The sequence below is a fragment of the Dethiosulfovibrio peptidovorans DSM 11002 genome, assembly GCF_000172975.1.
GTDB lineage: Bacteria > Synergistota > Synergistia > Synergistales > Dethiosulfovibrionaceae > Dethiosulfovibrio > Dethiosulfovibrio peptidovorans.
This window is the reverse complement of the sequence record NZ_ABTR02000001.1, coordinates 1893160-1915467: the sequence shown is the minus strand read 5'-3', so window position 1 is coordinate 1915467 and position 22308 is coordinate 1893160. Positions and strand designations below refer to the sequence as shown.

The 22308-nt window shown below is 53.7% G+C and carries 22 protein-coding genes; 9 read left to right on the top strand and 13 right to left on the bottom strand.

Annotated elements, in window-relative coordinates; all coding sequences use genetic code 11:
- Positions 1-12 precede the first annotated feature (12 nt).
- The 13 genes from DPEP_RS09165 to DPEP_RS09105 form a co-directional block, all read right to left on the bottom strand.
- Entirely contained in the window at positions 13-273 is a 261-nt protein-coding gene (locus DPEP_RS09165) for a stage V sporulation protein S (RefSeq protein ID WP_005661518.1), read from the bottom strand.
- Between the two features lie 133 nt (positions 274-406).
- Positions 407-982, bottom strand: a complete 576-nt coding sequence (locus DPEP_RS09160; RefSeq protein ID WP_005661517.1) for a nucleoside deaminase — start codon at positions 980-982, stop codon at positions 407-409.
- A 12-nt stretch (positions 983-994) separates the two neighbouring features.
- The gene (locus tag DPEP_RS09155) at positions 995-2362 is read right to left on the bottom strand and encodes an FAD binding domain-containing protein (RefSeq protein ID WP_005661516.1); all 1368 of its coding nucleotides are present in this window, start codon (positions 2360-2362) and stop codon (positions 995-997) included.
- Positions 2359-4653: a xanthine dehydrogenase family protein molybdopterin-binding subunit gene (locus DPEP_RS09150; protein ID WP_040383343.1), complete on the bottom strand. Its 2295-nt coding sequence runs from the start codon at positions 4651-4653 to the stop codon at positions 2359-2361. The genes DPEP_RS09155 and DPEP_RS09150 overlap by 4 nt, the downstream gene beginning before the upstream one ends.
- Before the next feature lie 14 nt (positions 4654-4667).
- Entirely contained in the window at positions 4668-5576 is a 909-nt protein-coding gene (locus tag DPEP_RS09145) for a dihydroorotate dehydrogenase (protein ID WP_005661514.1), read from the bottom strand.
- A gap of 31 nt (positions 5577-5607) precedes the next feature.
- Positions 5608-6933, bottom strand: coding sequence for an amidohydrolase family protein (locus DPEP_RS09140; RefSeq protein WP_005661512.1), 1326 nt, complete (start codon positions 6931-6933; stop codon positions 5608-5610).
- A gap of 81 nt (positions 6934-7014) precedes the next feature.
- Positions 7015-9363, bottom strand: coding sequence for a xanthine dehydrogenase family protein molybdopterin-binding subunit (locus tag DPEP_RS09135; protein ID WP_005661509.1), 2349 nt, complete (start codon positions 9361-9363; stop codon positions 7015-7017).
- Positions 9356-9823, bottom strand: a complete 468-nt coding sequence (locus DPEP_RS09130) for a (2Fe-2S)-binding protein (RefSeq protein ID WP_005661507.1) — start codon at positions 9821-9823, stop codon at positions 9356-9358. The genes DPEP_RS09135 and DPEP_RS09130 overlap by 8 nt, the downstream gene beginning before the upstream one ends.
- A gap of 9 nt (positions 9824-9832) precedes the next feature.
- Entirely contained in the window at positions 9833-10639 is an 807-nt protein-coding gene (locus DPEP_RS09125; protein ID WP_005661505.1) for an FAD binding domain-containing protein, read from the bottom strand.
- A gap of 146 nt (positions 10640-10785) precedes the next feature.
- Entirely contained in the window at positions 10786-11772 is a 987-nt protein-coding gene (moaCB, locus tag DPEP_RS09120) for a bifunctional molybdenum cofactor biosynthesis protein MoaC/MoaB (protein ID WP_005661504.1), read from the bottom strand.
- 5 nt (positions 11773-11777) lie between these two features.
- Positions 11778-12755 (bottom strand): GTP 3',8-cyclase MoaA, encoded by a 978-nt coding sequence (moaA, locus tag DPEP_RS09115; RefSeq protein WP_005661502.1) that lies wholly within the window; start codon positions 12753-12755, stop codon positions 11778-11780.
- A 108-nt stretch (positions 12756-12863) separates the two neighbouring features.
- A complete protein-coding gene (locus DPEP_RS09110) occupies positions 12864-14414 on the bottom strand; it encodes an AbgT family transporter (protein WP_005661500.1) in 1551 nt (516 codons plus the stop codon).
- Between the two features lie 184 nt (positions 14415-14598).
- On the bottom strand, positions 14599-15030 hold the full coding sequence (locus tag DPEP_RS09105) for an MOSC domain-containing protein (protein WP_005661498.1): 432 nt from the start codon (positions 15028-15030) through the stop codon (positions 14599-14601).
- A 116-nt stretch (positions 15031-15146) separates the two neighbouring features.
- Here DPEP_RS09105 and modA point away from each other — a divergent pair, with 116 nt between their 5' ends.
- From modA to DPEP_RS09060, 9 genes are read left to right on the top strand one after another with little or no spacing between them, the layout of a single operon-like run.
- Positions 15147-15884 (top strand): molybdate ABC transporter substrate-binding protein, encoded by a 738-nt coding sequence (modA, locus tag DPEP_RS09100; RefSeq protein ID WP_005661496.1) that lies wholly within the window; start codon positions 15147-15149, stop codon positions 15882-15884.
- Entirely contained in the window at positions 15881-16510 is a 630-nt protein-coding gene (modB, locus tag DPEP_RS09095) for a molybdate ABC transporter permease subunit (RefSeq protein ID WP_005661495.1), read from the top strand. The genes modA and modB overlap by 4 nt, the downstream gene beginning before the upstream one ends.
- Entirely contained in the window at positions 16507-17595 is a 1089-nt protein-coding gene (locus DPEP_RS09090; protein ID WP_005661493.1) for an ABC transporter ATP-binding protein, read from the top strand. Before modB ends, DPEP_RS09090 begins: the two co-directional genes overlap by 4 nt.
- The gene (locus DPEP_RS09085) at positions 17592-18611 is read left to right on the top strand and encodes a molybdopterin-binding protein (RefSeq protein WP_005661491.1); all 1020 of its coding nucleotides are present in this window, start codon (positions 17592-17594) and stop codon (positions 18609-18611) included. The genes DPEP_RS09090 and DPEP_RS09085 overlap by 4 nt, the downstream gene beginning before the upstream one ends.
- Before the next feature lie 10 nt (positions 18612-18621).
- Positions 18622-19059, top strand: coding sequence for a Fur family transcriptional regulator (locus tag DPEP_RS09080; RefSeq protein ID WP_005661489.1), 438 nt, complete (start codon positions 18622-18624; stop codon positions 19057-19059).
- Between the two features lies 1 nt (position 19060).
- Positions 19061-19813, top strand: coding sequence for a Rossmann-like domain-containing protein (locus DPEP_RS09075; RefSeq protein ID WP_005661488.1), 753 nt, complete (start codon positions 19061-19063; stop codon positions 19811-19813).
- Positions 19795-20904 (top strand): DVU_1551 family NTP transferase, encoded by a 1110-nt coding sequence (locus tag DPEP_RS09070; protein ID WP_050771321.1) that lies wholly within the window; start codon positions 19795-19797, stop codon positions 20902-20904. The genes DPEP_RS09075 and DPEP_RS09070 overlap by 19 nt, the downstream gene beginning before the upstream one ends.
- Positions 20901-21491, top strand: coding sequence for a histidine phosphatase family protein (locus DPEP_RS09065; RefSeq protein WP_005661485.1), 591 nt, complete (start codon positions 20901-20903; stop codon positions 21489-21491). Before DPEP_RS09070 ends, DPEP_RS09065 begins: the two co-directional genes overlap by 4 nt.
- A gap of 13 nt (positions 21492-21504) precedes the next feature.
- Positions 21505-22302, top strand: coding sequence for an XdhC family protein (locus DPEP_RS09060; RefSeq protein WP_005661483.1), 798 nt, complete (start codon positions 21505-21507; stop codon positions 22300-22302).
- Positions 22303-22308: the final 6 nt, after the last annotated feature.

The following is a 22308-nucleotide window of genomic DNA, read 5'->3' as shown; positions in this document are numbered from 1 at the left end:
CGTTCAGAGTAACTAACGGGATTCAAGTTGAAAACGGATAGCGGTTCTTTCCTCTCCCTCTATCAGTATCTTGGCGAAAGCCGGCACACAGACCAAATCGATTCCGTTAGGGGCCACGTAACCTCGGGCGATGGCGATCGATTTGACCGCTTGATTCACCGCGCCAGCTCCTACGGCCTGACATTCCACCATACCGGAATCTCTCATAACCGCAGCGATAGCTCCGGCCACCGATTTAGGTTGCGAGTTTGCGGAAACTTTAAGGACTTCCATAACTTTTGCCGACCTCCCTCTGCTTGGACGTTATCGTGCGACTCACATCATAATGACGTTAACCAGCTGTAAAGCATATTCAGTATAGACGAAAGCCTACATCCTTGGCAAGAGGAAGAGATCTCCTCCGTTTTCACTTTAAAGGGATTGAGTTCGTATCCTTTCTCGACTGGTAGAGCGAAGACATAGAATCGTACTCGCACTGGATCCTAGAGATACGCTCTTTAGCGTCGTCGGGATCGTCCAGATCAGGGACCATATCCATCAAGGGATGAGCCCGATAGAAGGAATTTTCCCTGGTAGGGGCATCGCATTCAAAGACTTCTTTTAGCATTTTTATATCGTGAGGTATGGAGAAGGCGTTTTTCGTGTCATCGTAACTGAAAAGAAAATAGAACTCCGGAAAACCAGCCCAGGCGATGGCGGACAGGCACATCGAGCAGGGCTCATGAGTGGACAGAAACACACAGTCTTTCGGATCCGGCCTGTTCGACATCTCATAAAATTTCTTTATGGTATAGACTTCTCCGTGCCATAGAGGACATTCCAGCTCGTGGTTCGTCCCGGCGACCACCAACGAGAGATCGTCCTTTTTAAGGATCGCCGCACCGAAAACCTTGTGTCCTTCTTCCACCCCTTTACGGGTTAGGGGCACTACGTCTCTCTCTATAACGTCCAGCATCCTGTTGAAGATAACGTCGGCTTCCACTGTCGTCCCTCCTCAAAACCTCTGACCAAGCTCGCTCAGAAAACGAGCTACCATGTTTCCGGTGATGTTTTTTCTGTACTCCTCCGAGGTTCTCGGATGAACTCCGTCTCTGGCAGCTTCTCGAACGGCCTCTACCAGAGATGCCGTTATCGGCTTCCCCTCGACCATCTCGGATACTTGTACCAAAGGGCTCGGGAAGATCGACATCGTCCCGGCTACTACCTTCATATCCCTCACCACTCCGTCCTCCAGTCGAGCGGAGCAGGCCACGTTTACCCTGGAGATGGTCAGTGATTTTCTCGATCCTCTTTTGTAAAAAACCTGAACAGTTCCTTTTTTGGGGGTGGGAATCATTACGGAATCCAGGAGCTCGTCGGGACGACGGACCGTCTCCCGGTAGCCTTTGAAGAGAGAATCCATCGGAATCTCTCTTCGGCCGGAGGAACTTCGAAGGACCGCCTTCGCTCCCAGCATCATGAGAACCGGAGGGATGTCGGCCGCAGGGGACGCCGTCATCAGGTTTCCACCCAAAGTGGCCCTGTTTTTTATGGCGATCGCTGCGGAGCTATCGGCGGCTTCCCGGAGGGCAGGGAAAAACTCCGCTATAGTCGGATCTTCCGCTATCCTTTGGGTGGTAACTCCACTACCGATAATCACATTGGCCTCCGATACGTCTATCTTCTTCAGCTCGCATATATGGGTAAGATCCATCAATCGCCCCGGAACGGGCTTCCCTTTCTTAAGGTCCGGGTAGAAATCGGTCGTACCGGCGAGCATGTAAACATCGTCGAAACGGCTTAAGACCTGGCAGGCTTCATCAAGATCGTAGGGAAGAAAAACCTTATCCATTTCACTCTCGCTAAGACCAGCGGGCTCGGAGGGTTTTTCCATTTCCTGAAAATCCAGATCGGCCTTAGCTATCTCGCCGTATCCCTCGTCGGCCGCCCTGGACACGGCCTTTATTATCTTCTCGTAACCGGTGCAACGACATAGATTGCCAGCGAGTCCCTCTTTGATCTCCTCCCTGGTCGGATGGGGACGTCTGGCTAGCAGGGCCCTGGAGGCCATGACCATCCCGGGAGTACAGAAGCCGCACTGCACCGCCCCCTCCTCCACGAATGCCCTTTGCAGGAGATCGCCCTCCCCTTCAAGCCCCTCTACTGTCAGCACCTTGCTGCCGTGGAGTTCCATTGCAGGGATCATGCAGGAGTTGACCAGTCGGCCGTCCAGAATGACAGCACAGGCACCGCACTCCCCCTCTCCGCAGCCCTCCTTGGTCCCGGTCAGTCCCTTGTAGGTCCTAAGTATATCCAGGAGACGGTCGAGAGGGCTCACCTCGAAGTTTAGTTTCTCTCCGTTTATAGACAAAGCGATTCTCATCGCCGTTCCTCCTTTGAGGTCAACATGGCGGTGATCCTCTCCGGGGTCACCGGGATGTCCTTGGGGAATATCCCTAATGCATGCCCTATCGCCTGGGCCAAGGCAGGAGCGGCTCCGTCGTGGGGGAGCTCGCCCAACCCCTTGGCTCCATAGGGCCCGTATTCGTATGGCACCTCTAAGAATTCGATTTGGAAGGACGGCGTGTCCATCGTGGTCGGTATAAGATATTTACTCAGAGACCCCGCATCTATGCGGTCTCTTTTAACCTTCATATCCTCCAGCCAACCGTAACCGAGAGCCTGAAGAGTCCCCCCTTCATACTGCCCCTCCGCCAGGACCGGGTTGATAACCGTCCCAATCTCGACGGCGGCATAAAGCCTGGTGGGGACTACCTCGAGGGTGTCTCTGTCCACCTCCACCTCTACCACGTCGCAAGCCCAGGAGTAGGAAGGATAGGCGTCGCCGCTATTCGTATCGTCGTCCCAGCGGCTTCCGGTGGAACGATATCTGCCCCACCCTACGAGCTCGCCCTTGACCTCGGAATAGCTATGGGCCGCCTCCATAAAGGATATCGTTCCTCCATCGAAACGAAATAAACCGTCCTCGTAGGAGACGATCGAGTTTTCTCTCTCCCCTATAAAATCCCTCAGCTTATCTATCATATCCTGGGCCGATCTGGTCAATATGGCCCCTACGACGACGGTGGTACGAGAGGCTACTGTCGGCCCGCTGTTCGAAACGGCGGAGGTATCGGGGTCCATGTAATCCACCTTCTCGAGATCCAGCATAAGGCCTTCAGCGACTATCTGGGGCAACACAGTGGCAGCTCCTTGGCCCATCTCGGTGCTGCCTATTCTTATCTCGACCCGCCCGTCTTCCGGAACCTCTCCGGGAACGAAGACGACTTTTGTGACGCCGTCTATATACTCCTCTCCTGACCCGGTGAAGGCTCCTCCGTGAAGGAATACCGCCGTCCCTATGCCTTTAAGCACCTTCGATCCGGAGCAATTTTCCTCCGAATATCTCTTCACCTTTTCGAAGTAGTCCGAGCTCTTCAGGGCTCTATCCATGACCTCTCTAGCTGCGACCTGATCCAGAACCTGTCCGCAGGGCAGCATGTCCCCCACGTTGAGCATGTTCGCTCTACGGATGTCGACAGGAGAGATCCCGAGTCTGGAGGCTACAAGATCCATATGACGCTCCACAGCGAAGACCGACTGAGGAACACCGAAACCCCTGTAGGCTCCGCTGGGGGGTAGATTGGTGGCTACCACCCTTCCCAATACCCTGACGTTCGGGACCCGATAACACCCCGTCGCGTGGAGGACCCCCCTCTGGAGTACCACCACGCTCAAGGTGGTGGTGGCCCCTCCGTTCAGGATAAAGTCCACGTCCATGGCGGTTAAGGTACCGTCCTTCTTATGACCGGAGCGAATTCTGGTGACCGATGGGTGCCTTTTGGAGGTAGATGACAGATCTTCCTCACGATCGAATATCAGCTTGACCGTTTTACCCGAGACCAATGCCAGAACTGCCACATGGAGGGCAACCAAAGACGGATAAAACTCCTTCCCTCCAAAGGCTCCTCCCGTGGTGGACTGCTTCACAACTATGTTCCCCGGATCAAGAGGCAACCCCTTGGACAAAGAGTTATGCACGTAAAAAGGGCACTGACAGGATATGGTGACCTCGACTCCCCTTCCGTCGGAAGTGGGCACGGCGAAGGCTCCCTGTGGCTCCAGATAGGCCTGTTCCTGATGCTGGGTGCTGTAGGTTTCCTCGAAGATAAAATCAGCTTCGTCGAAACCGGCGGCCAGATCTCCTCGACGGATATCGAACTGCTGTATGACGTTGTCCTCTCCCCATACGATCCGTTCGGCCTTCAATGCCTCCATCACGTCGACCACAGGATCCCCGTCCGGCTCTATGATCGGTCTCAGGCAAGACAAGGCCCTTTCGAGCAATAGTCTATCCGGGGCGGCCACCAAGGCGATAGGCTCCGTAACGTAGGAAACTCGGTTCTCCGCCAATATTGGACAGTCGTCTCGCACCGAGGCCACCATATTAGCCCCGGGCAGGTCCGCGGCGGTCACGACCGTAACCTTGGACCAGTCGAAGGAAGGATCTCTATCGATCCCCTTGAGAATTCCTCTGGCAACGGTCGACCTAAGAACTCCGCCATACCAACATCCATCCAAAGGTATATCGTCCACGAAAAGAGCCCTGCCCGTTACCTTATCCCAACCGTCCTTCCTCGGCTCGGGCTTCCCCACCACCCTGCGTCCATCCATATCGAGGCCTCCGATCATCTCGAATCGCCCGCCTCGACCGGAGCATATAGACCCCGAATATCGTCCAACGAGCCATATCCCTTTCGATCCATCCAATCGGATATCTCGGAGGCTATTTTTCCGTATATGCCGGTTCCTCTGCGTATCGCCTCGGAACATATTCCGACCAAAGAAGCCCCTGCCATGATGAACTTGACCGCATCCTCTCCGGTCCTGATGCCTCCTACCCCCACGACCGGTTTATCCTGAGAATGGGATATCTGATAGACCGCATAAAGAGCGACGCCGGTGATGGCCGGGCCGGAAAGCCAACCGTGGCCGTCCTCCGTCCCCAACCGAGGCTTAGGTTTATCGATATCGAAATCCAGAGCGGGACCTACCGAGTTGACCGCAACGAATCCGTCGACATAATCGGACATGACCTTGGCCATCTCCGGTATATTCGGGGTACTGGGAGATACCTTCATCCATACAGGACAGGATACAGACCCTCTAAGGGCCTCGGCCACACGCTTCAGTGGATCGAGGGTCTTGCCGACGTAATGGGTTGAGAACTCCACCACGTCGGGACCAACCTCCGCCTCCAGCGCCTTGCCAAGCTCAGCCACGTCCTCGGGGCTGTAGCCGATGGAGCATATCAGGGGAACACCGGTCTCCTTGACCTTGACATAGTCATCTATATAGCTCCTCCAGGGACGATCGGACCAAGTCTCGCAGTTCAAAAGACCATCGCAAGGTCCTTTGGAAATGCAGGGTTTAGGGTAGACGGCCGGTTCTCTGGACACCGTCTTTGTCACTATGCCTCCAGCCCCTCTCTCCACTGCCTCCAACATCTGCTCCAACCTCATGACGTTGGGGCCCGCTGCGGGAAGCACCGGATTTATGAACTTTAACTTCCCCAATTTAACGGTCAAATCTGCCATATTTACCCTCCCTTTCGGTAAGCCTATCGAATCACCTGAGATGTCCGTTCCAGTCCAGCGCCTCGAATCTGCCGTGAAGGTTTAAAGCAGCCTTTCGAGCCTCCGAGACCAAAGAGACATCGTTCAAATCACTGTCGGTGAATTTTCCATCATGCCAGAGGATCTTTCCGTCAACCACCGTCATGAACGAGTTTCCGCCCTTGGCTCCGAATATGAGATGTCCCAAGAGGTTATCTTCTGATACAGGGGTAAGGGGAACATAGTCCAAAACGGCTACATCCGCGGCTGACCCTATCTCGAAGCCTCTGAGATCCGGAAAAAAACGACGGACATAGTCGTACCTTTCGTCGAAGAAGGCGTCTTTCAAGCCTTCCCAGAGCCTCGGGGCCTGACGATCAAGCAGAAAAGCCGAACGAAGAGAAGCCACCATATCTCCCGACATACCGTCGGTCCCCAAGAGGAAACGCCCTATGCGGCCTCTATCCATCCGTCCCACCCTGTTGTTCGCGTTCGACTCCGGATTTGTCACCACAGCGGGAGAGATTTCCTCCAATATGCGGTAATCCCTTTCCGAGAGATGAATACAGTGGACCAACAGAGACCCCGGGGAAATCAGTCCAAACGAGTCCAGCCGATGGATCGGTCCGTGATACCCCTTCTCTACGCAGAAATCGTAGTCGGGACGTCCCTCTCCACAATGGACGTGGATAGACATCTCCTTGGGTTTTTGCCGTCCTAGAAAGGCCATGGACTCGTCCGACAAGGTCATGTTGGCATGAATGCCAAGCATTCCCTTTCTGGCGGTATCGTTTCGATGGGAGCTCCAAAATCGGACGTTTTCCTCGAACTGATTCTTTACTCGCTCCCTGCCGAGACGATCGGATACCTCAAGACATAGGACCGCCCTAGATCCGACCTTTTCGACGGCACGGTCTATCACGTCAAGCACTCCCTCCGACAGGTTCATCGAAGCGTGATGATCGAAAAAGGTGGTCACCCCATGGCGAACCGAGTCCATGGCGCCACACAGGGAGGACCAATAAATCGAGCTCTCGTCCATGGAGGCGTCAAGAGGCCACCATAGGTCCTCCAAGACTTCGACGAAGCCCTCCGAGGGACCGTGAGGAGCCAGACCGGGGGCAAAATGGGAGTAGAGATGATGGTGCATATTCACCAGACCTGGCAGTATCAACCTACCACCCACATCCAAAACCGGAAGACCCTCGATCTCCAGGTCGTCGAGAGGGCCTACGGAGGCGATCCTACCGCTATCGACCAAAACGGATCCGTTGTAATAGAAGACGCCTCTGCCGTCGGCCACTACGCCGTTAGAGATGATATAGCGATTTTGATCCACTGTGACATTCCCCCTTTCGAGGAAAATACCTCAACTCGACGGGGGCGGTCTTTGACCGCCCCCGTCGAGCAGACCTCGCTCTCAGCGATCCACGTCTTTCAAGGCGGCTAGGATCTTCTCGGGAGTAAGAGGAAGGTCGAATATTCTCACGCCTACGGCGTCGTATATCGCGTTAGCGATGGCCGGAGCCGGTCCGTTTATACATACCTCCGAGACGGATTTAGCTCCGAAAGGACCGGTTTCCTCGTAGGAATCCACCAGAATGGTCTCGATTTTCGGGACATCCAGGGATCCGAAGACCTTGTAGTTTCCGAAATCCGGGTTGGTCATTCTTCCCTTGTCGTCGAAGAGATACTGTTCGGTCAAGGCGTAACCTATACCGTTGAGAACTCCTCCCTCGACCTGCCCTTCGGCCATCTTAGGATTGAGAGCCTTACCGCAGTCCACGGCGCTGACGAAACGCAGCACCTCTACTCTGCCGGTGAAGGTATCCACCTCCACCTCGGCGAACTGGGCGATGAAGGGAGGCGGTGACACCGGAGACGTGTAGGATCCGTACCCCTGAATCTGTTGCATGTTTTCACCGGCACCGTAGAGGGAGAAACAGCACAGCGCTCCGAAGTCGGTGGAGACATCGGGATTGTCGCGATCCCATATCCTACCCCCGGAGGTCTCCAGTCTTTCGACCGGAACCTCCAACATGACGGAAGCTACCTTCATTATGTTCTTAAGAAAATCCTCTGCGCAGGCCCTTACTGCTCCTCCTGATACGTAGGTACCGGAGGACGCATAGGCCCCTACGTCAAAGGGAGTGACGTCCGTATCGGAGGAAAGCGGGACCACCATATCTGTAGGTATATCCAGCACCTCCGCGGCAATCTGACACATCACGGTGTCGGATCCGGTTCCGGTATCGGACGCCCCCATGAGGAGGTTACAGGAGCCGTCCTCGTTCAACTTCATGTAGGCGCTTCCCATGTCTATGAGCGGAATTCCCGATCCCTGCATAGAGACCGCCATACCTACCCCACGGATCTTTCCAGGGCTATCGGATATACGTCTGCCCCTTTTCTCGTACCACCCTATAGCCTCGGCACCTCGGTCGATACACTCGCTGAGTTTACAGCACGTTATGACCTGAGGAACTCCTGCCTTGCCCTCTCCGATAGCCTCGAACACGGGAGAGCCCTCCCCCTCTTTGATATGCCATTTTTTGATGTATTCCAAGATATCCACGTCGAGTTTTCTCGTCAAATCGTCGATGAATTGCATAAAACCGAATGTCGCCTGGGTAACACCGTAGCCTCTGTAAGCTCCTCCCACCGGCTGGTTGGTATAGACGGTGCGACCGATGAACTCGACGTTCTCCACCTTGTTGAAAAGGGGAAGGACCTTTGAAGCTGCGTTACAAAGCACGGTGAGGCCGTGAGGACCATAGGCTCCAGCCGTCATCAGGTCGTCCATTCTGAGAGCGGTGATGGTCCCGTCCTTCATCACCCCTGCCGTGACGTGGACCCTCATGGGGTGTCTCGTCCTGGACGAGGTAAAAACCTCTTCCCTCGACAGTATCGCCTTCACCGGACGACCGGTACGGAGGGCGAACTTGGCCGCTAGGGGCTCTATGAAGGCCTCCTGTTTGCCGCCGTAAGCTCCTCCCACCCGGGGTTTTATGACGTGAACCTTCCTAAGGGGGTAATCCAGCACCTGGGCGACTATTCGACGAACGTGAAACGGCACGCTGGTGGACGAGTAGACGATCACCCTTCCGGTCTCGTCGAAAAGGGCAAAGGCTGAATGGGGTTCCATCATGCAGTGATGGGCGTAATGGGTGCGATAGACCTGGTCCAGGACGAAGTCGGCCTCTGCCAGGCCCTTCTCCACATCTCCTATGGAGAAGATCTTCTCCGCCATCAGGTTCTTGGATGGGTCGTATGGGACGGGGATCGGCATATATTCGTCCCTGTCGTGAACCACCGGGACACCTGGGTCCATGGCTCTCTCCGGGTCGAAGAGGGGTTCCTGCAGCTCGTACTCCACCTTTATTTTCGATACCGCCTGCCTGGCTATATCCAGGGTCTCCGCCGCTACCGCCGCTACCCTGTCGCCTGCAAATCTGACCTTGTCGTCGAAAAGCCATGAATCGTAGGGAGAGGGTTCGGGAAACCCCTGACCGGCAGTGGTATGAACTACCTTAGGCATGTCGTCGTAGGCGTTTTTATAGGACATAACGTCCACCACTCCCGGCACCTTCCAAGCCTCCGAGTCGTCTATATTCTTTATGATCCCGTGAGCATGGGGAGAGTACAGCACCGCCACGTGAAGGGTTCCAGGAGCATCAAAATCGTCGGTATAGCGTCCCGTTCCCGTCGCCAGGGACAGACCGTCGATCTTCTCAACGTCGTGACCTACGGAGGAAAAATCCCTATCCATGATCTCTCATCCTTTCAGCTGCCAATCGTACCGCGTCGAATATCTTCACGTAGCCGGTGCAACGGCACTTGTTGCCATCCAAGGCCCTTTTGATCTCATCATCGGTGGGATAGGGGTTTTTCGACAGCAACGCATATGTAGCCATAACCATGCCAGGAGTACAGAAGCCGCACTGAATCGCCCCGGCGTCAACGAAAGCCTGTTGAATAGGATGGGGGTTCTGTACCGTACCCAACCCCTTTGCCGTAAGTATTTCAGAACCGACCACCGAGGCGGCGTAAACCTTGCAGGATGTCACGAGGTCTCCGTTAAGGACGACGGCGCAAGCACCGCATTCACCGGTATCGCAACCTCTCTTAACCTCGGTAAAACCACCGTCTCTAAGGACCTGGAGCAAAGTAGCGTCAGGCTCGAACGACAGGACCTTCTCAACCCCGTTTATCACGAAACGTCCTTCCAAGACAGCCACCTACCTTTCCAAGAGCTCCGCCAGGCCTCTCTCGAACCAGACCTTGGCGACCTGACCAAAATACTCTCCGCTTCCGGATTTTTTATCCGGAAAATCCAGCTCGAGCTTTTCGGCCACGGCGTTGACGTCCACATCGCCGTAACGGATCCCTTTGAGACTCTCAGATACACCCTTTAAAACTTTGAACCGCTCTTTGGTTCCCACGCAAACACCTCTAAAATTTGCCAGGATGTCTCCGTCCCTCTGGGCCAACAGGGTCATCGTGAAACCGGGGTAATCGAAACCGACGCGAACCTCTCTGTAATACCAGCTATCCACAGGAAGATCGGGAACGACGACAGATCTAATCACCGCCCCCCTGAAAAGCCCCCTGTTGGACACGAAATGCTCTATCGGATAACGCCCCGATACCGTTCCGACCAAATCCACCGATGCCCCTAGAGCCAAGAGAGGCCCCATGAGATCGGACCACAGGGGGAAGAAAGCCACGCTGCCACCGAGGGTAATCCTGTTTCTCAGAGGCGTAGAGGCCGCCCGACTAAGGGCGGACACCAGGATATGTCCGGGACGAATTCTCGACAGCTGCTCTACCGTCCTAGAAAACGTACAGGTCGCCCCCAAAAGGAGATTTTTTCCATCTTCGTAGCAACGGTTCCATCCCATCCTACCCAGATCGACCACTACCTTGGAGGACCTAACACGACCTCTAGGAATTCCAGTTCCCCCTCCGTGAACCAGGGGATTATCTCTCTCCAATAAACCGACGAGCTCATCGATATCGGAAGGAAAAAGCCATTTTGAACTCAAGTTGCCCCCTCCTCTGACTAAGACATGACATTGTCTTTTTAATGTCAATATCGTATATTTCGGCGACCTCGGTGTCAAGAAAACCGACGACCCCTGCCATAGGGAAAGTCAATGGATTGGATCGAATATTTCCGATATGCAACGGTTCAATTACCGCAATCCCCACTCCGTCCTCTTAAAGTCTCCAATCCATGACCGATCACAGACTCCACCGCCTGAAAACACTGGATCGCTCCTCTTACGCTTCCGGGCATGGCCAATATCAAAGACCCACCTCTAGTGACGGCCAATCCTCGGGACAAAACCGCTCTATCGGTGAAGTTGAGAGAATAGGATCTCATCCTCTCTCCCAGTCCGGGCACCTCCCTGTCCGCTATGGACATGACCGCTTCCGGCGTTACGTCCCTGGAGGAGAGACCGGTTCCGCCTGTTATCAAGACCATATGGACGTCTTCCTCGTCCACCCATTTTACGATTCTGTCCGCTATAACATCCTTCTCGTCCGGTACTATAGCCCTATCTTGTACGGTGTATCCGAGTTCCTCTACAGCCCTGCATAGAGCCGGACCGGATCGGTCCTCTCTCTCTCCCTGGTTGCCCTTGTCGCTCACGGTCAGGACGGCCACGGTTATCTCCGGTAGATCGCCATTCCTCTCTAAGCCGTCCCTGGTCCATTTACCGCTTTTACCGCCTGATTTTTTCAGGAGTCTGACTCCCTGTATCTCCATACCCTTATCGACCGCTTTACACATATCGTAGACCGTAAGCGCGGCTACTGAGACACCGGTCAAAGCCTCCATCTCCACTCCAGTCACGTCTCCGGCCTTGACCTTGCAGGTTATATGGACACCTTTGCCTGGATCCAGGCGACAGATAACGGCACCGTGATCCAGTCTGAGAGGATGGCAAAGCGGGATCAGGTCGGAGGTCTTTTTTATCGCAGAGATCCCCGCAAGCTCGGCAATGCGTAATACATCTCCCTTCCTGTTTCCTCCCTCCGCCACTGCATCACGGACCTTATCGGACATCAGAACCCATCCCTCCGCCTCGGCGGTCCTGTCTGTCCTTGGCTTTCCTCCTACATCCACCATCCGGGGATGTCCCTCGTCGTCGACATGGGTGAACTTCGACATTGTTATCAACCTCCTATCCTGGACATATGGCTCTCGCCACGGGCGACCTTGGTCCAACATTCGGGTTTATCGAGGGCAGCGACCGCTATGGTCTCAACGAGCGCCTCACTGCATCTGTCCCTGAGCGCGGACATGACGCTGCGACCTCTAACATCGAAAAGACAAGGTCTAACCTCTCCATCGGAGGTTATTCTGAGCCTGTTACAACGATCGCAGAAATGATGGGATACGGCAGCTATCAGACCCAATCTCTGCCCCGTTGTTCGATTTCTGTAATACACGGAAGGCCCGGAAGTAACGCTATCGGACGGTCTTTCCGGGATCCAGAGCTCCCCGTCGGGAAGGCCATCGATCATGTCGTCCACGGATACGAAAGCGTTTTCCAGCCACACTTCGGAATCGAGAGGCATGAACTCTATCAGTCTCAAAAGGACCCCTTTCTCTCTGGCGAAATCGATCAAATCCGGCAATTCGTCGTCGTTAAACCCCTTCACCATAACCGTATTCAATTTCACTGCATTCGAGCTATCGACCAAGGCCTCGATACCCTCTATCACAGATCCCAGATCTCCGAGCCTGGTTATATTCCTGAAACGATCGGGCTTGAGGCTATCGAGGCTTACGCTTATACCGTCTAGACCAAGATTTCCCAGCCTATTGGCCCAGGGCTTCACCAAAGAGCCGTTGGTAGTCACAGCCACCGCCAAATCGGGGAGTTCCGATTTCAGTCTCTCCAAAAAAGGAACGAAATCCTTTCTTACAAAAGGCTCCCCTCCAGTGAACCTCAACCGTTTCACCCCCATGGAAGATAGGGTCTTAGCCAGAAAGAGGATATCCTCATAGCTCATTATCTCCTCGTGGCTCAAGGTCGGCACTCCTCTGGACGGCATACAGTATCGACAACGGAAATTACACCTATCGGTCACGGAGATCCTGACGTAGTTCAGATATCTTCCAAAACTGGACTCTATGCCTCGTTCCATCGCCTCAGCTCCTTAGCGGTCTTTTATTATTATTCCAAACCACTTTAGCACGACGAGCCCCCTCCAACAAACGGGGGGGCTCGTCCTTACCACTGAAAACCGCTTAGATTAACCTACAAAGATACCCGCTCCAGGTCCGAGAGGCAGATTAAGGAAGTACCACACTGCCAAGAGAGTTATCCAGGCAACGGCAAAGAATATAGAAAGGGGGATCCCTCTGGATACGATCGTCCCTATACCGGCGTCTTTATCGTACTTAGCGGCAAAACCCAGGAGTATAGGGAAATAGGGCATCATGGGAGTTATCGAGTTGGTGCAAGAATCACCGATACGATACAAAAGCTGCGCAAGCTGAGGGGAATACCCGAGATAATAGAGCATCGGAACTATGACAGGAGCCATAAATGCCCACTTGGTAGATCCACTGGTTATGAAGAGGTTCACGAAAGTGGAGAAAAGAATTATCATCACTAGAAGGCTGAATCCGGTAAAACCGGCGTTCTTAAGCCCCTCAGCCAGTTTTACCGCCATCACGATAGCCATATTCGACTTGGAGAAAGCCGCTATGAAGTTGGCGATGGGCAGGATTATGACGATGTAACTGGCCATACCTCCCACTCCCTCTACCATGGAGTTGACCAATTCTTTCGCCGTCTTTATCGTTCCGGCCTTCTTACCATAGATGACCCCGACCAGGATGAAATAGAGGAGCAGAATAGGAACAAGGCCCTTGATGAAGGGCGAAGGAATCAGAACGTCCTTTACCGGATCTCTCAGTATGCTACCAGGAACCATGGCATAAGAGATGAGGCCGATCCAATAGACGGCGGTAAATATCATGGCGGACCGGAAGGCCTTGTTTTCCTGCTCGGAGACCTCGAATCCTCCGCCACCGTGCTGCATCTCCTCGGCCGCCTGACAGTGCTCGAATTTCTCGTCCCACTGGCCGAAAGAGGGCATCATGAACTTGCTGACGAAGATGGAAGCCAAGCCGGATATCACGAAGGTTGACACCACCATGAAGAAGTAGTTGGCGGTGGGATAGACTTCCGCACCGGGCTTGACTATCTGATAGGCGGTAGTGGAGATTCCCGCCAGCAACAGATCGGTACCGGCTATGAACAAGTTCGCGGTGAAACCGGCACACACAGCACCGTAACCGACTACCAAACCGAATATAGGGTTCTTCCTCATAGAGAAGAAAAGAGCTCCCGTAAGCGGGGGGACTATGACTATAGCCGCATCGGAGGCCAGGTTACCGCAAATTCCGAAGAGGAAAACCGCTAAGATAATGAATTTTTCCGGCACCTTGGCGATATTCTTCATGAGGTTTTCCAGGAATCCGGACTTCGTGGTGACCCCCAGACCGATCATCATGACCAGGACCAACCCGAGAGGTGGAAATCCTGCGAAGTTCTTGACCATGCTTCTCACGGACCAATCGAACCCCTTGTGTGATAGCAGATTCATTATGGCCACGGTATCCTCCGTACCCGGTTTTTGGACTGAGACACCCTCAAAAACCGCGGAAAGAGCCAGGACTATAGCCCAGAGCCCCATGAACAGCCAAAAAGGATGGGGCAGTTTGTTTCCCGCTACCTCGATACCCTTAATGACCTTTACGAAAAAACCATCTTTTTTGGTCGTTTCCTTAGACATAAAAGCCCTCCATAAATAACACTAAAAAAGCCTGAACGAGTCGAGCCACCCCCGACATACATCAGCTACAGATAGAAAAAATCCCACTATGGCGACTCCCCTTTAAATCACCACCTCTCTGAAACATCGACTCATCTATCGAACCATCATACCAAAAAGTTGTCTGCGGTGAATACCCTTCAACTTAATTCGGAAAACTCAAGAGGACCTCGTCTCCCAATCTAACGACTCCCTCTTCGACGACCTTGAGAAAAAAACCTACGTCGGGAAGGAGGCACCATCCCCTATAGTCATAGGAATGGGGTTCTCCCGGCTTTTTTCCTATTTCTATAAGCAAAAGAGACACGGTACCTATTTTAAGCTCCGTCCCTACAGGAAGATCCTTCGGCAACCCCGAAACTATAAGGTTCTCCGCCAAGACACCTGGGGGAAAGCTGAATCCGGCCTGGATCTCCGCAGCCGATATATCCTCCGATCTCAACATACTGACCTCTCTCTTGGAGATACCTCTGTGAGAGTCCCCGTCTATACCACCGTACAGGAAAGAGGCATAGGGGACGGATCTCTTCGGTTCCCTACGTTTGGAGCTAATACATATAGCCTCGATTTTCGACATGATTATATAGGATCCTCCTTTTTTTTTCGGTGTATAATATAATCGCAACTAGGTTGCATTATATAGCATCTCCCATAAATAACGCTCGGGGGAAACATCGAAGGAGGTCCTGCTACGTGAAGCAGTCAACTAAGAGAAACATTGTCTCGATCGTTTCAATCGCTCTGTTCCTTTTCTCAACTGTGCCCTCGACAGCTACGGACAGGGAGATAGTGGCCGTGGCCGCCGGAATAGCACCATGCGTCGAGGAGGTCATGACGCTTTATGTATCGGAAGGGAACGAGCCTCTCTCCATCGTGAAGGGACCCTGTGGAGCCCTGGCAAAACAGGCCGACGCCAACGCCCCGTATGGCCTTATACTGCTCTCGGAACCGAGATGGCCAAAGTGGATGGAGAGTCGCGACCTTCTGATGGACATCCACACCTTCGCCATCGGACAACTGGTACTGTGGAGTCCCGGGACGGAAAAACCGAATCTGTCCGATCTCGAAAAGAAAACCGTAGCCATACCGGATCCGGATACCACCGCCTACGGAATGGCTGCCCAAAAACACCTACAAAAACTGAATATGTGGAACTCGCTCGATCGAAAAAAAATCCTACCGGCAAAGTCGGCCCCTCAGGCGATTATCACAGTAAAAAGCGGTGCGGCTGAATGGGCTTTTATCCCCGAGAGCGCAGCTCTGAAGGCCGAAGGTTCGTTTACCGTCATGGAGGGAGCCACTCTGCCTCAGGTAGGAGGTCTATCCCCTTCCGCCGGGGTCGAGGCAAAAAAATTCTGGTCTTTTTGCCGTTCCTCACAAGTCGACCCTATCTGGCTGAAGTGGGGGTTCGCTCTGGAGGGACGTAATTGATCCAATCCCTGACAATAAGCCTTAAAGTCCTGATTGTAGATGTCCCCCTTCTCTTGATAATCGGCACGTCCTCGGGCTGGCTCCTCGCTAAAAAGGATTTTCCAGGCAAACCGATTCTGGAAACAGCCCTGATGCTTCCGGTAGCGCTACCTCCGGCGGTTTTGGGACTCTATCTGCTCATGGCACTCGGCAGCATACCTGCCATGAGATCGATGGGATTGCTCTTTTCCTTCCCCGCCGCCTCTATAGCGGCCCTTATTCCGTCGATGCCTTTGATAATATCCGCGTCCAGGACCGGTTTCCTCTCCGTACCCAACTCTCTGGAGGAGGTGGCACGGACTATGGGGAAGGGAGAATGGCAGATATTCTACAGGATAACCCTTCCTCTGGCACGAAAGTACATACTGGCCGGGTTGGCTTTGTCATCGGCCAGAGCGTTAGGTGACTTCGGTGTTACCCTGATGATAGCGGGGAACATACCGGGAAGGACGCAGACTTTGCCGTTGTACATATATAGCCAGGTTGAGTCTCTGGAGTTCGCAAAGGCGAACGCCGCAGCGGCTGTGCTGGCATGTGTCGGCGTAGCCAGCCTGCTTTTCGTTAGAAGAATGGAAGACCGATCGTGACGTGGCTGGACGCATCCTTCAGACACAGCGTAGGAGATTTCGACCTAGACGTCGACATCTCCATGGAAAAGGAGATCTCGGTCCTCTTCGGACCCAGCGGAGCGGGAAAAAGCATGACCCTGAGATTTCTGGCGGGACTAATCAAGCCTAACGGCGGAGGCAGACTGATCCTTGGTAACAGGATATTGTCGGACGGGAATTCATGGACATCCCCGAAGACCAGAAGAATATCCATGGTGTTTCAGGATCTCGCCCTTTTTCCACACATGACAGCCCAACAAAACGTGGCTTTCGCCATGGACGACAGGATGCCCCGAAAAGAAGCTAATAAAGAGGCGAGTAGATGGCTCGAAAAGGTGGGATTAGACGGAAAGAAGGACCTGTTTCCGCACCAACTCTCCGGAGGGCAAAGACAACGGGTCGCCCTGGTCAGATCTCTGGCCTCCGAGCCGGATCTGATCCTCCTGGATGAACCGTTCAGCGCTTTGGATACCCCTCTCAGAAGATCTCTGAGAAGAGAGCTGAAAAGGCTTCACAGAGAGACCTCCGTTCCCATGATATACGTTACCCACCAGATAGAGGATGTCTGTTCGCTGGGGGACCGCATCTTTCTGGTAAAGGACGGCAGGATCACCGGCAAGATAAGGTCGGAGGAACTGCTATCCGGGACGGGGGAAAGATGGCATTCCCTGGGATGGGGAACCACTATGGAGGGGACGGTGGTGAGAGGCGACGGAGGTATGCGTTTCCTTTGGAACGGAGGGAAGCTAATGCTCCCGCCTTCGATAAACGATGAGGGCCCAGCCTCTGCCTTCATAAGCCCCGACAATATATCTCTGCTATATCCGGACATACCGATGGATCCTATCTTCTCCGAAAATATAGTGCGAGGAACGGTGCTGGAGAGGTACGTCATAGGCAACGTGTGCCATCTACACGTGGACGGAGGAGGAACTAGCTGGCAGCTGGAATTCCCTTCGACCTCATACACCTCGCTAGATACGGAGGAAGGTTCATCCGTGGCGATGGCGATAAGGCCGAGGAATATATCGATCATATTCAAGAATCGGAGGAATCTACCATGAATAAAAAAACCTTGCCCCTGGAAAAGGCCATAGGCCATCCTCTATCCCACGACCTCACTCAGATATCACCGCAGAGAGGATTCAAGGGGGCTCGTTTCAAGAAGGGGCACGTCGTAGAGGAATCCGACCTTGAGGTCCTTAAGTCCATGGGAAGAGCCCATCTCACGGTACTGGAACTCGAACCGCAGGAGGTTCACGAGGACGATGCATCGGTGAGACTCTCTAGGATACTGACTGGAGATGGGGTCTCTAGATCGGGGCCGTCGGAGGGGAAATGCACTTTGAAAGCGAAAAGAGACGGTCTGCTCCACTTCGACACCGACGGGATAAACGGGATCAACCTGGATCCAAGCTGGATAATCTCTACATTGCCGGTCAACGTTCCTGTTAAACGGGGAGAGATCGTGGCTGGGTTCAGAGTATTGCCTTTAGTCGTCGACGAAGAACAGGTGAAAAGAGCGGAGGAGATAGCGTCCCCCATATCGGTGATACCCTTTTCTCCCTTAAAGTTAGGGCTCGTAACCACCGGCAAAGAGCTGGCCGAGGGACGTATAAAGGACGCTTTCAGACCGAAACTGGAGGTCAAGATAGCCGAATACGGAGGAACAATTATAGAACAGACCGTAGTTCCCGACGAAAAGGAGGTCATAGTCCAGGCGATAAATCACATGGTCGATATAGGGGCAGAAGCGATCATATGCACCGGGGGGATGAGCGTGGACGCCGACGACGTCACCTCATCCGCTATAGAGACAACTACGGACGAGACCATCTTCAAGGGGATACCCGTCCTTCCCGGATGCCATATAATGCTCGCCCGAAAGGGAGGATTGCCCGTACTGGGAGTCCCGGCGGGAGCGGTATTTGAGACGTGGACTTCCCTGGATCTTCTGTTGCCCCGGGTATTCACGGGAAAACTCCCCTCCTTCGAGGAGACCAGAAGATGGGGAGTCGGCGGACTTTGCAGACACTGCGAGATCTGCAACTTCCCCAACTGCGGCTTCGCATCCCGTTGAGCCTGACATCATGGACTACAGAAGAAAACTCAACGAGCTCGGGCTCAAGGCCACTCCCTGTAGGAAAGCTATCCTGCAGAGATTAGCCAAAGAGGGAGAGCCCATGGCTCACTGCGATCTCGAATCGGATCCCGAGCTAGCCCCCTTCGATAGAGTTACCCTCTACAGAAACCTAAAATCTATGGAAGAACGGAAAATGATCCACCGCATACTCGGCATAGACGGAATATGGAGATACTGCATCCACGACGAAGGAATTGTAGGTTGCCCAGGAAACCACGCTCACTTAATCTGTACCGAGTGCGGAAGAATGATATGCTTAAAGGAACAACCCATACCCAACATAAGCCTTCCGGAGGGCTGGACCATAAGGGGGAAGCAGTTTATGGGATATGGAATATGCGACGAGTGCAATTCTAAAAAGGCGAAAGATCACGAGGAGGATTAAGATGACCTTGTTGGCATCGGCGATTAAAAACCTAAACGACGTGATAAGAGAGAGTAGCTACCCTACCGGCTCGAACATAACCGCCAGAGCTCTCGGAGTGGAGGAAGCCCTAGGGGACCCGTCCCCGTACAAGGACTTCGCCCTACAGAGAGGCGTCGAGAAGTTAATGGACGTCGAGATAGACGGTCATCATGGGCAGTCCTTCACTTCCAGTCCATCCAATTGGGTTGGGACTCTCTCGGACGTACTGACTATGAATCCAGACGACGATAGATCGAGAGCCCTTATTATAGGCACCGTCAACGCCCTGTCGTCAGCCCTCGGCATATGCGGGCACACGGTCCACTGCAAGGACTCGGAGCCCGACTCCTGTGGATCTGAGATCGCCGACCTGATAGAGGAGAAACTGCCACCTGACGGTATCCTGGGCATAGTAGGGTACCAGCCCGCTATGCTGCGCAACGCTTCGGAGAAACTGGGACCACAAAGGGTAAAGATCGTCGACCTGAACCCTGCCAACATAGGTCAAGTCCGATATGGAGTAGAGGTCTGGAACGGAGACGAGGACATGGAGAGAATGGCGGACCAGGTCGACCTCTGTCTCGTCACCGGCTCCACCTTGGTAAACGATACGATCGACTCGATAGTCGAAATATACGAGAGAAGAGACAAGGAGATCATCTTCTTTGGCACCACCATATCGGGGACAGGCGCCCTCTTGGGGCTAAATCATCTATGTCCGAAATCATGTTGAAAACGGGAGCGATAGTTCCAGCCGCCGGATATTCCTCCCGAATGGGAGCCTGCAAGGCTACCATGGAGATACTGGGACTTCCCGCCATGGAATGGGTGGTATCGAATCTTCGACAGGCCGGTATCGAGGAGATCCTAGTAGTCACTGGACACTGGAGAGAAAAGATCGATCCCTTGGCCCAAGCGCTCGGATGTAAGACGGTCCACAACGAACGATACGAAGATGGGATGTTCTCATCGGTCCGAAAGGCCCTTGAGGCCATGCCTGTAAGTTGGGATCGTTTTCTCTTCCTTCCGGTCGACATCCCTATGGTAAAGGCCGCTACTCTATCGAGACTCGCCGGTCTGGCAGGGAGTTCTACCGTCGCCTACCCCACGTTTCTCGGAAAAAGAGGCCATCCTCCCATTATAGACAGGAAAGCCGTTTCGAAAATCCTGGGCTGGAACGGAGAAATGGGCTTGAGGGGGGCCTTGAATCTGTTGGAAGATCAGAGCTCCGAAATTCCCGTGGCGGATCGCTTCATACTCTGCGACATGGACGACAGAGAGGATCACGTAAACCTTTCCTCAATGGCCTCGAATAGAACGATCCCCTCCGAAGAGGAGATCAGAGCCCTCGAAACTATGTACGAAACCCCGACGAGGGTGATACGACACGAAAAGCAGGTTACCGAGACCGCCCTCAAGATGGCCAATCTCCTGATCGAGAGAGGTACAAAGCTCGACCTGCCTTTATTGAAGGCGGCAGCATCCCTCCACGACCTCTGTCGCACCGAGAAAAAACACGGAAAAGTCGGAGCTGAAGCACTGCGTTCTCACGGATTTCCGTCGGTCGCTAGTCTGGTGGAACTGCACATGGACTACCCCTACGACGGCGTTCTGGACGAAGGCGCCCTGCTCTATCTGGCGGACAAGCTCACCTGCGACGACAGAATATGCTCTCCGGATGAACGGCTCGCCGGGATGCTGGCCAAGTTCAAGGATCGGCCGGAAGCCAGAAAAAACGCGGCCAGAAGGCTGGAAAAAGCGAAAAAGATGCTGGATGATTTTTCTAAAGCGATAGGCAGGGACGGCATGGAGGAACTGAGATGACCTGCAGAGTCTATCTGATACGCCATGGTGAACCAAAACTGGAGGAGAAAAGGACGCTCTACGGCGCCACCGACCTTCCTCTTTCAAAGAAAGGTAGGAAATCGGCGAAAGAACTGTCCGACGTCATCGGTAGAATTTCCCCGGACTTCGTCGTATCCAGTCCCATGATCAGATGTCTAGACACCGCCGAAGAAGCGGGCCTTAAGCCTTTGGAGGTTCCGGATCTCAGGGAGATCGACCTGGGAGAATGGGAGATGAAGAAATTCTCCCACCTGGCAAGGGAATGCCCGGAGGACCTCGACAAGAGGTGGACCGAGATAGAGACCTTCAGACCTCCCAAGGGAGAAAGCTTCGAGGACCTCGCAAAGAGGACCGTACCTGCCATCAGGGGAAGGCTGACAGACCGCAGGTCACTAACGGTTTTCGGACATCTGGGTGTATTCAGGACCATTTTATGGAAGGAGATCGGAATTTCCCTCAGAACCGTCTTTTCCATGGAACAGGATTATTGCGGGATCCACGTACTGGACTACGGCTCCAAAGGGGTAAAACTGGTCAGATCCAACTGGAGCCCCCAAATAACATAAAAGGAGAAACGATATGACCCCAGAGATAATCGAAGCGATGGAAAGGTCTATAAGAGAGAGAGTCCCCGGAGTACTCTGCACGGTAGTGGCGAAAAACGGATCCACCCCCTGTCGGATAGGTTCGAAGATGTGGGTCGAAAAAAACGGCACCACGATCGGCACGGTCGGAGGTGGAGCTCTGGAAAGAGAGACCATATCGAAAGCGCAGAAGCTGCTCTCAGATGACCGTCCTCACGAGATGATGGAATACCGGCTGGAGGCGGAATCTTCCGATACGGAGGGGCTTATATGCGGAGGCAGCACCGCCATCTTCATGGAGGCGATAGGCAGGAGAAGAGATCTGGTCATATTCGGAGCAGGACACGTGGGACGGGCGGTGGGAACCATAGCCTCCCTCTGCGGTTACTCCGTGATTTTCTGGGACGACAGAGACGGGATAACGGCTCCATCGAGCTGTTCTAAATTTGTGAATCTGCCTCTCGAAGAGGCCATCGACACCCTCCCGATGGAACCGGGAGTCTCCGTCGTTATATGCACCTGGGCCCACGGAAAAGACGGAGACGTGGTGAAACTCCTGGATGGCAGGAATCCATCCTACGTCGGCATGCTTTCCTCCAAAAAGAAGGCCGCCACCCTGTGGGAAACACTGGAAAAAGAGGGAGTATCCAAAGAACATCTAGAGAGAATCCATACCCCCATAGGACTGGAAATCGGAGCCGGGTCCCCTCAGGAAATAGCTGTGGCAATAATGGCCGAGATCATCTCCAACGATTCCGGAAAAAGCTCCTCCGGCTGTCCTTCCGCAATCTGAGAAAGG

Coding starts and splice junctions, on each gene's coding strand:
- moaA (WP_005661502.1), bottom strand. CDS start 12,755: ATGGAACGAGGCATAGAGTCCAGTTTTGGAAGATATCTGAACTACGTC.
- DPEP_RS09080 (WP_005661489.1), top strand. CDS start 18,622: ATGGACTACAGAAGAAAACTCAACGAGCTCGGGCTCAAGGCCACTCCC.
- DPEP_RS09135 (WP_005661509.1), bottom strand. CDS start 9,363: ATGGATAGGGATTTTTCCTCCGTAGGTCACGACGTTGAGAAGATCGAC.
- DPEP_RS09150 (WP_040383343.1), bottom strand. CDS start 4,653: ATGGATGGACGCAGGGTGGTGGGGAAGCCCGAGCCGAGGAAGGACGGT.
- DPEP_RS09105 (WP_005661498.1), bottom strand. CDS start 15,030: ATGTCGAAAATCGAGGCTATATGTATTAGCTCCAAACGTAGGGAACCG.
- DPEP_RS09070 (WP_050771321.1), top strand. CDS start 19,795: ATGTCCGAAATCATGTTGAAAACGGGAGCGATAGTTCCAGCCGCCGGA.
- moaCB (WP_005661504.1), bottom strand. CDS start 11,772: ATGTCGAAGTTCACCCATGTCGACGACGAGGGACATCCCCGGATGGTG.
- DPEP_RS09155 (WP_005661516.1), bottom strand. CDS start 2,362: ATGAGAATCGCTTTGTCTATAAACGGAGAGAAACTAAACTTCGAGGTG.
- DPEP_RS09075 (WP_005661488.1), top strand. CDS start 19,061: ATGACCTTGTTGGCATCGGCGATTAAAAACCTAAACGACGTGATAAGA.
- DPEP_RS09060 (WP_005661483.1), top strand. CDS start 21,505: ATGACCCCAGAGATAATCGAAGCGATGGAAAGGTCTATAAGAGAGAGA.
- DPEP_RS09165 (WP_005661518.1), bottom strand. CDS start 273: ATGGAAGTCCTTAAAGTTTCCGCAAACTCGCAACCTAAATCGGTGGCC.
- DPEP_RS09065 (WP_005661485.1), top strand. CDS start 20,901: ATGACCTGCAGAGTCTATCTGATACGCCATGGTGAACCAAAACTGGAG.
- DPEP_RS09110 (WP_005661500.1), bottom strand. CDS start 14,414: ATGTCTAAGGAAACGACCAAAAAAGATGGTTTTTTCGTAAAGGTCATT.
- DPEP_RS09145 (WP_005661514.1), bottom strand. CDS start 5,576: ATGGCAGATTTGACCGTTAAATTGGGGAAGTTAAAGTTCATAAATCCG.
- DPEP_RS09085 (WP_005661491.1), top strand. CDS start 17,592: ATGAATAAAAAAACCTTGCCCCTGGAAAAGGCCATAGGCCATCCTCTA.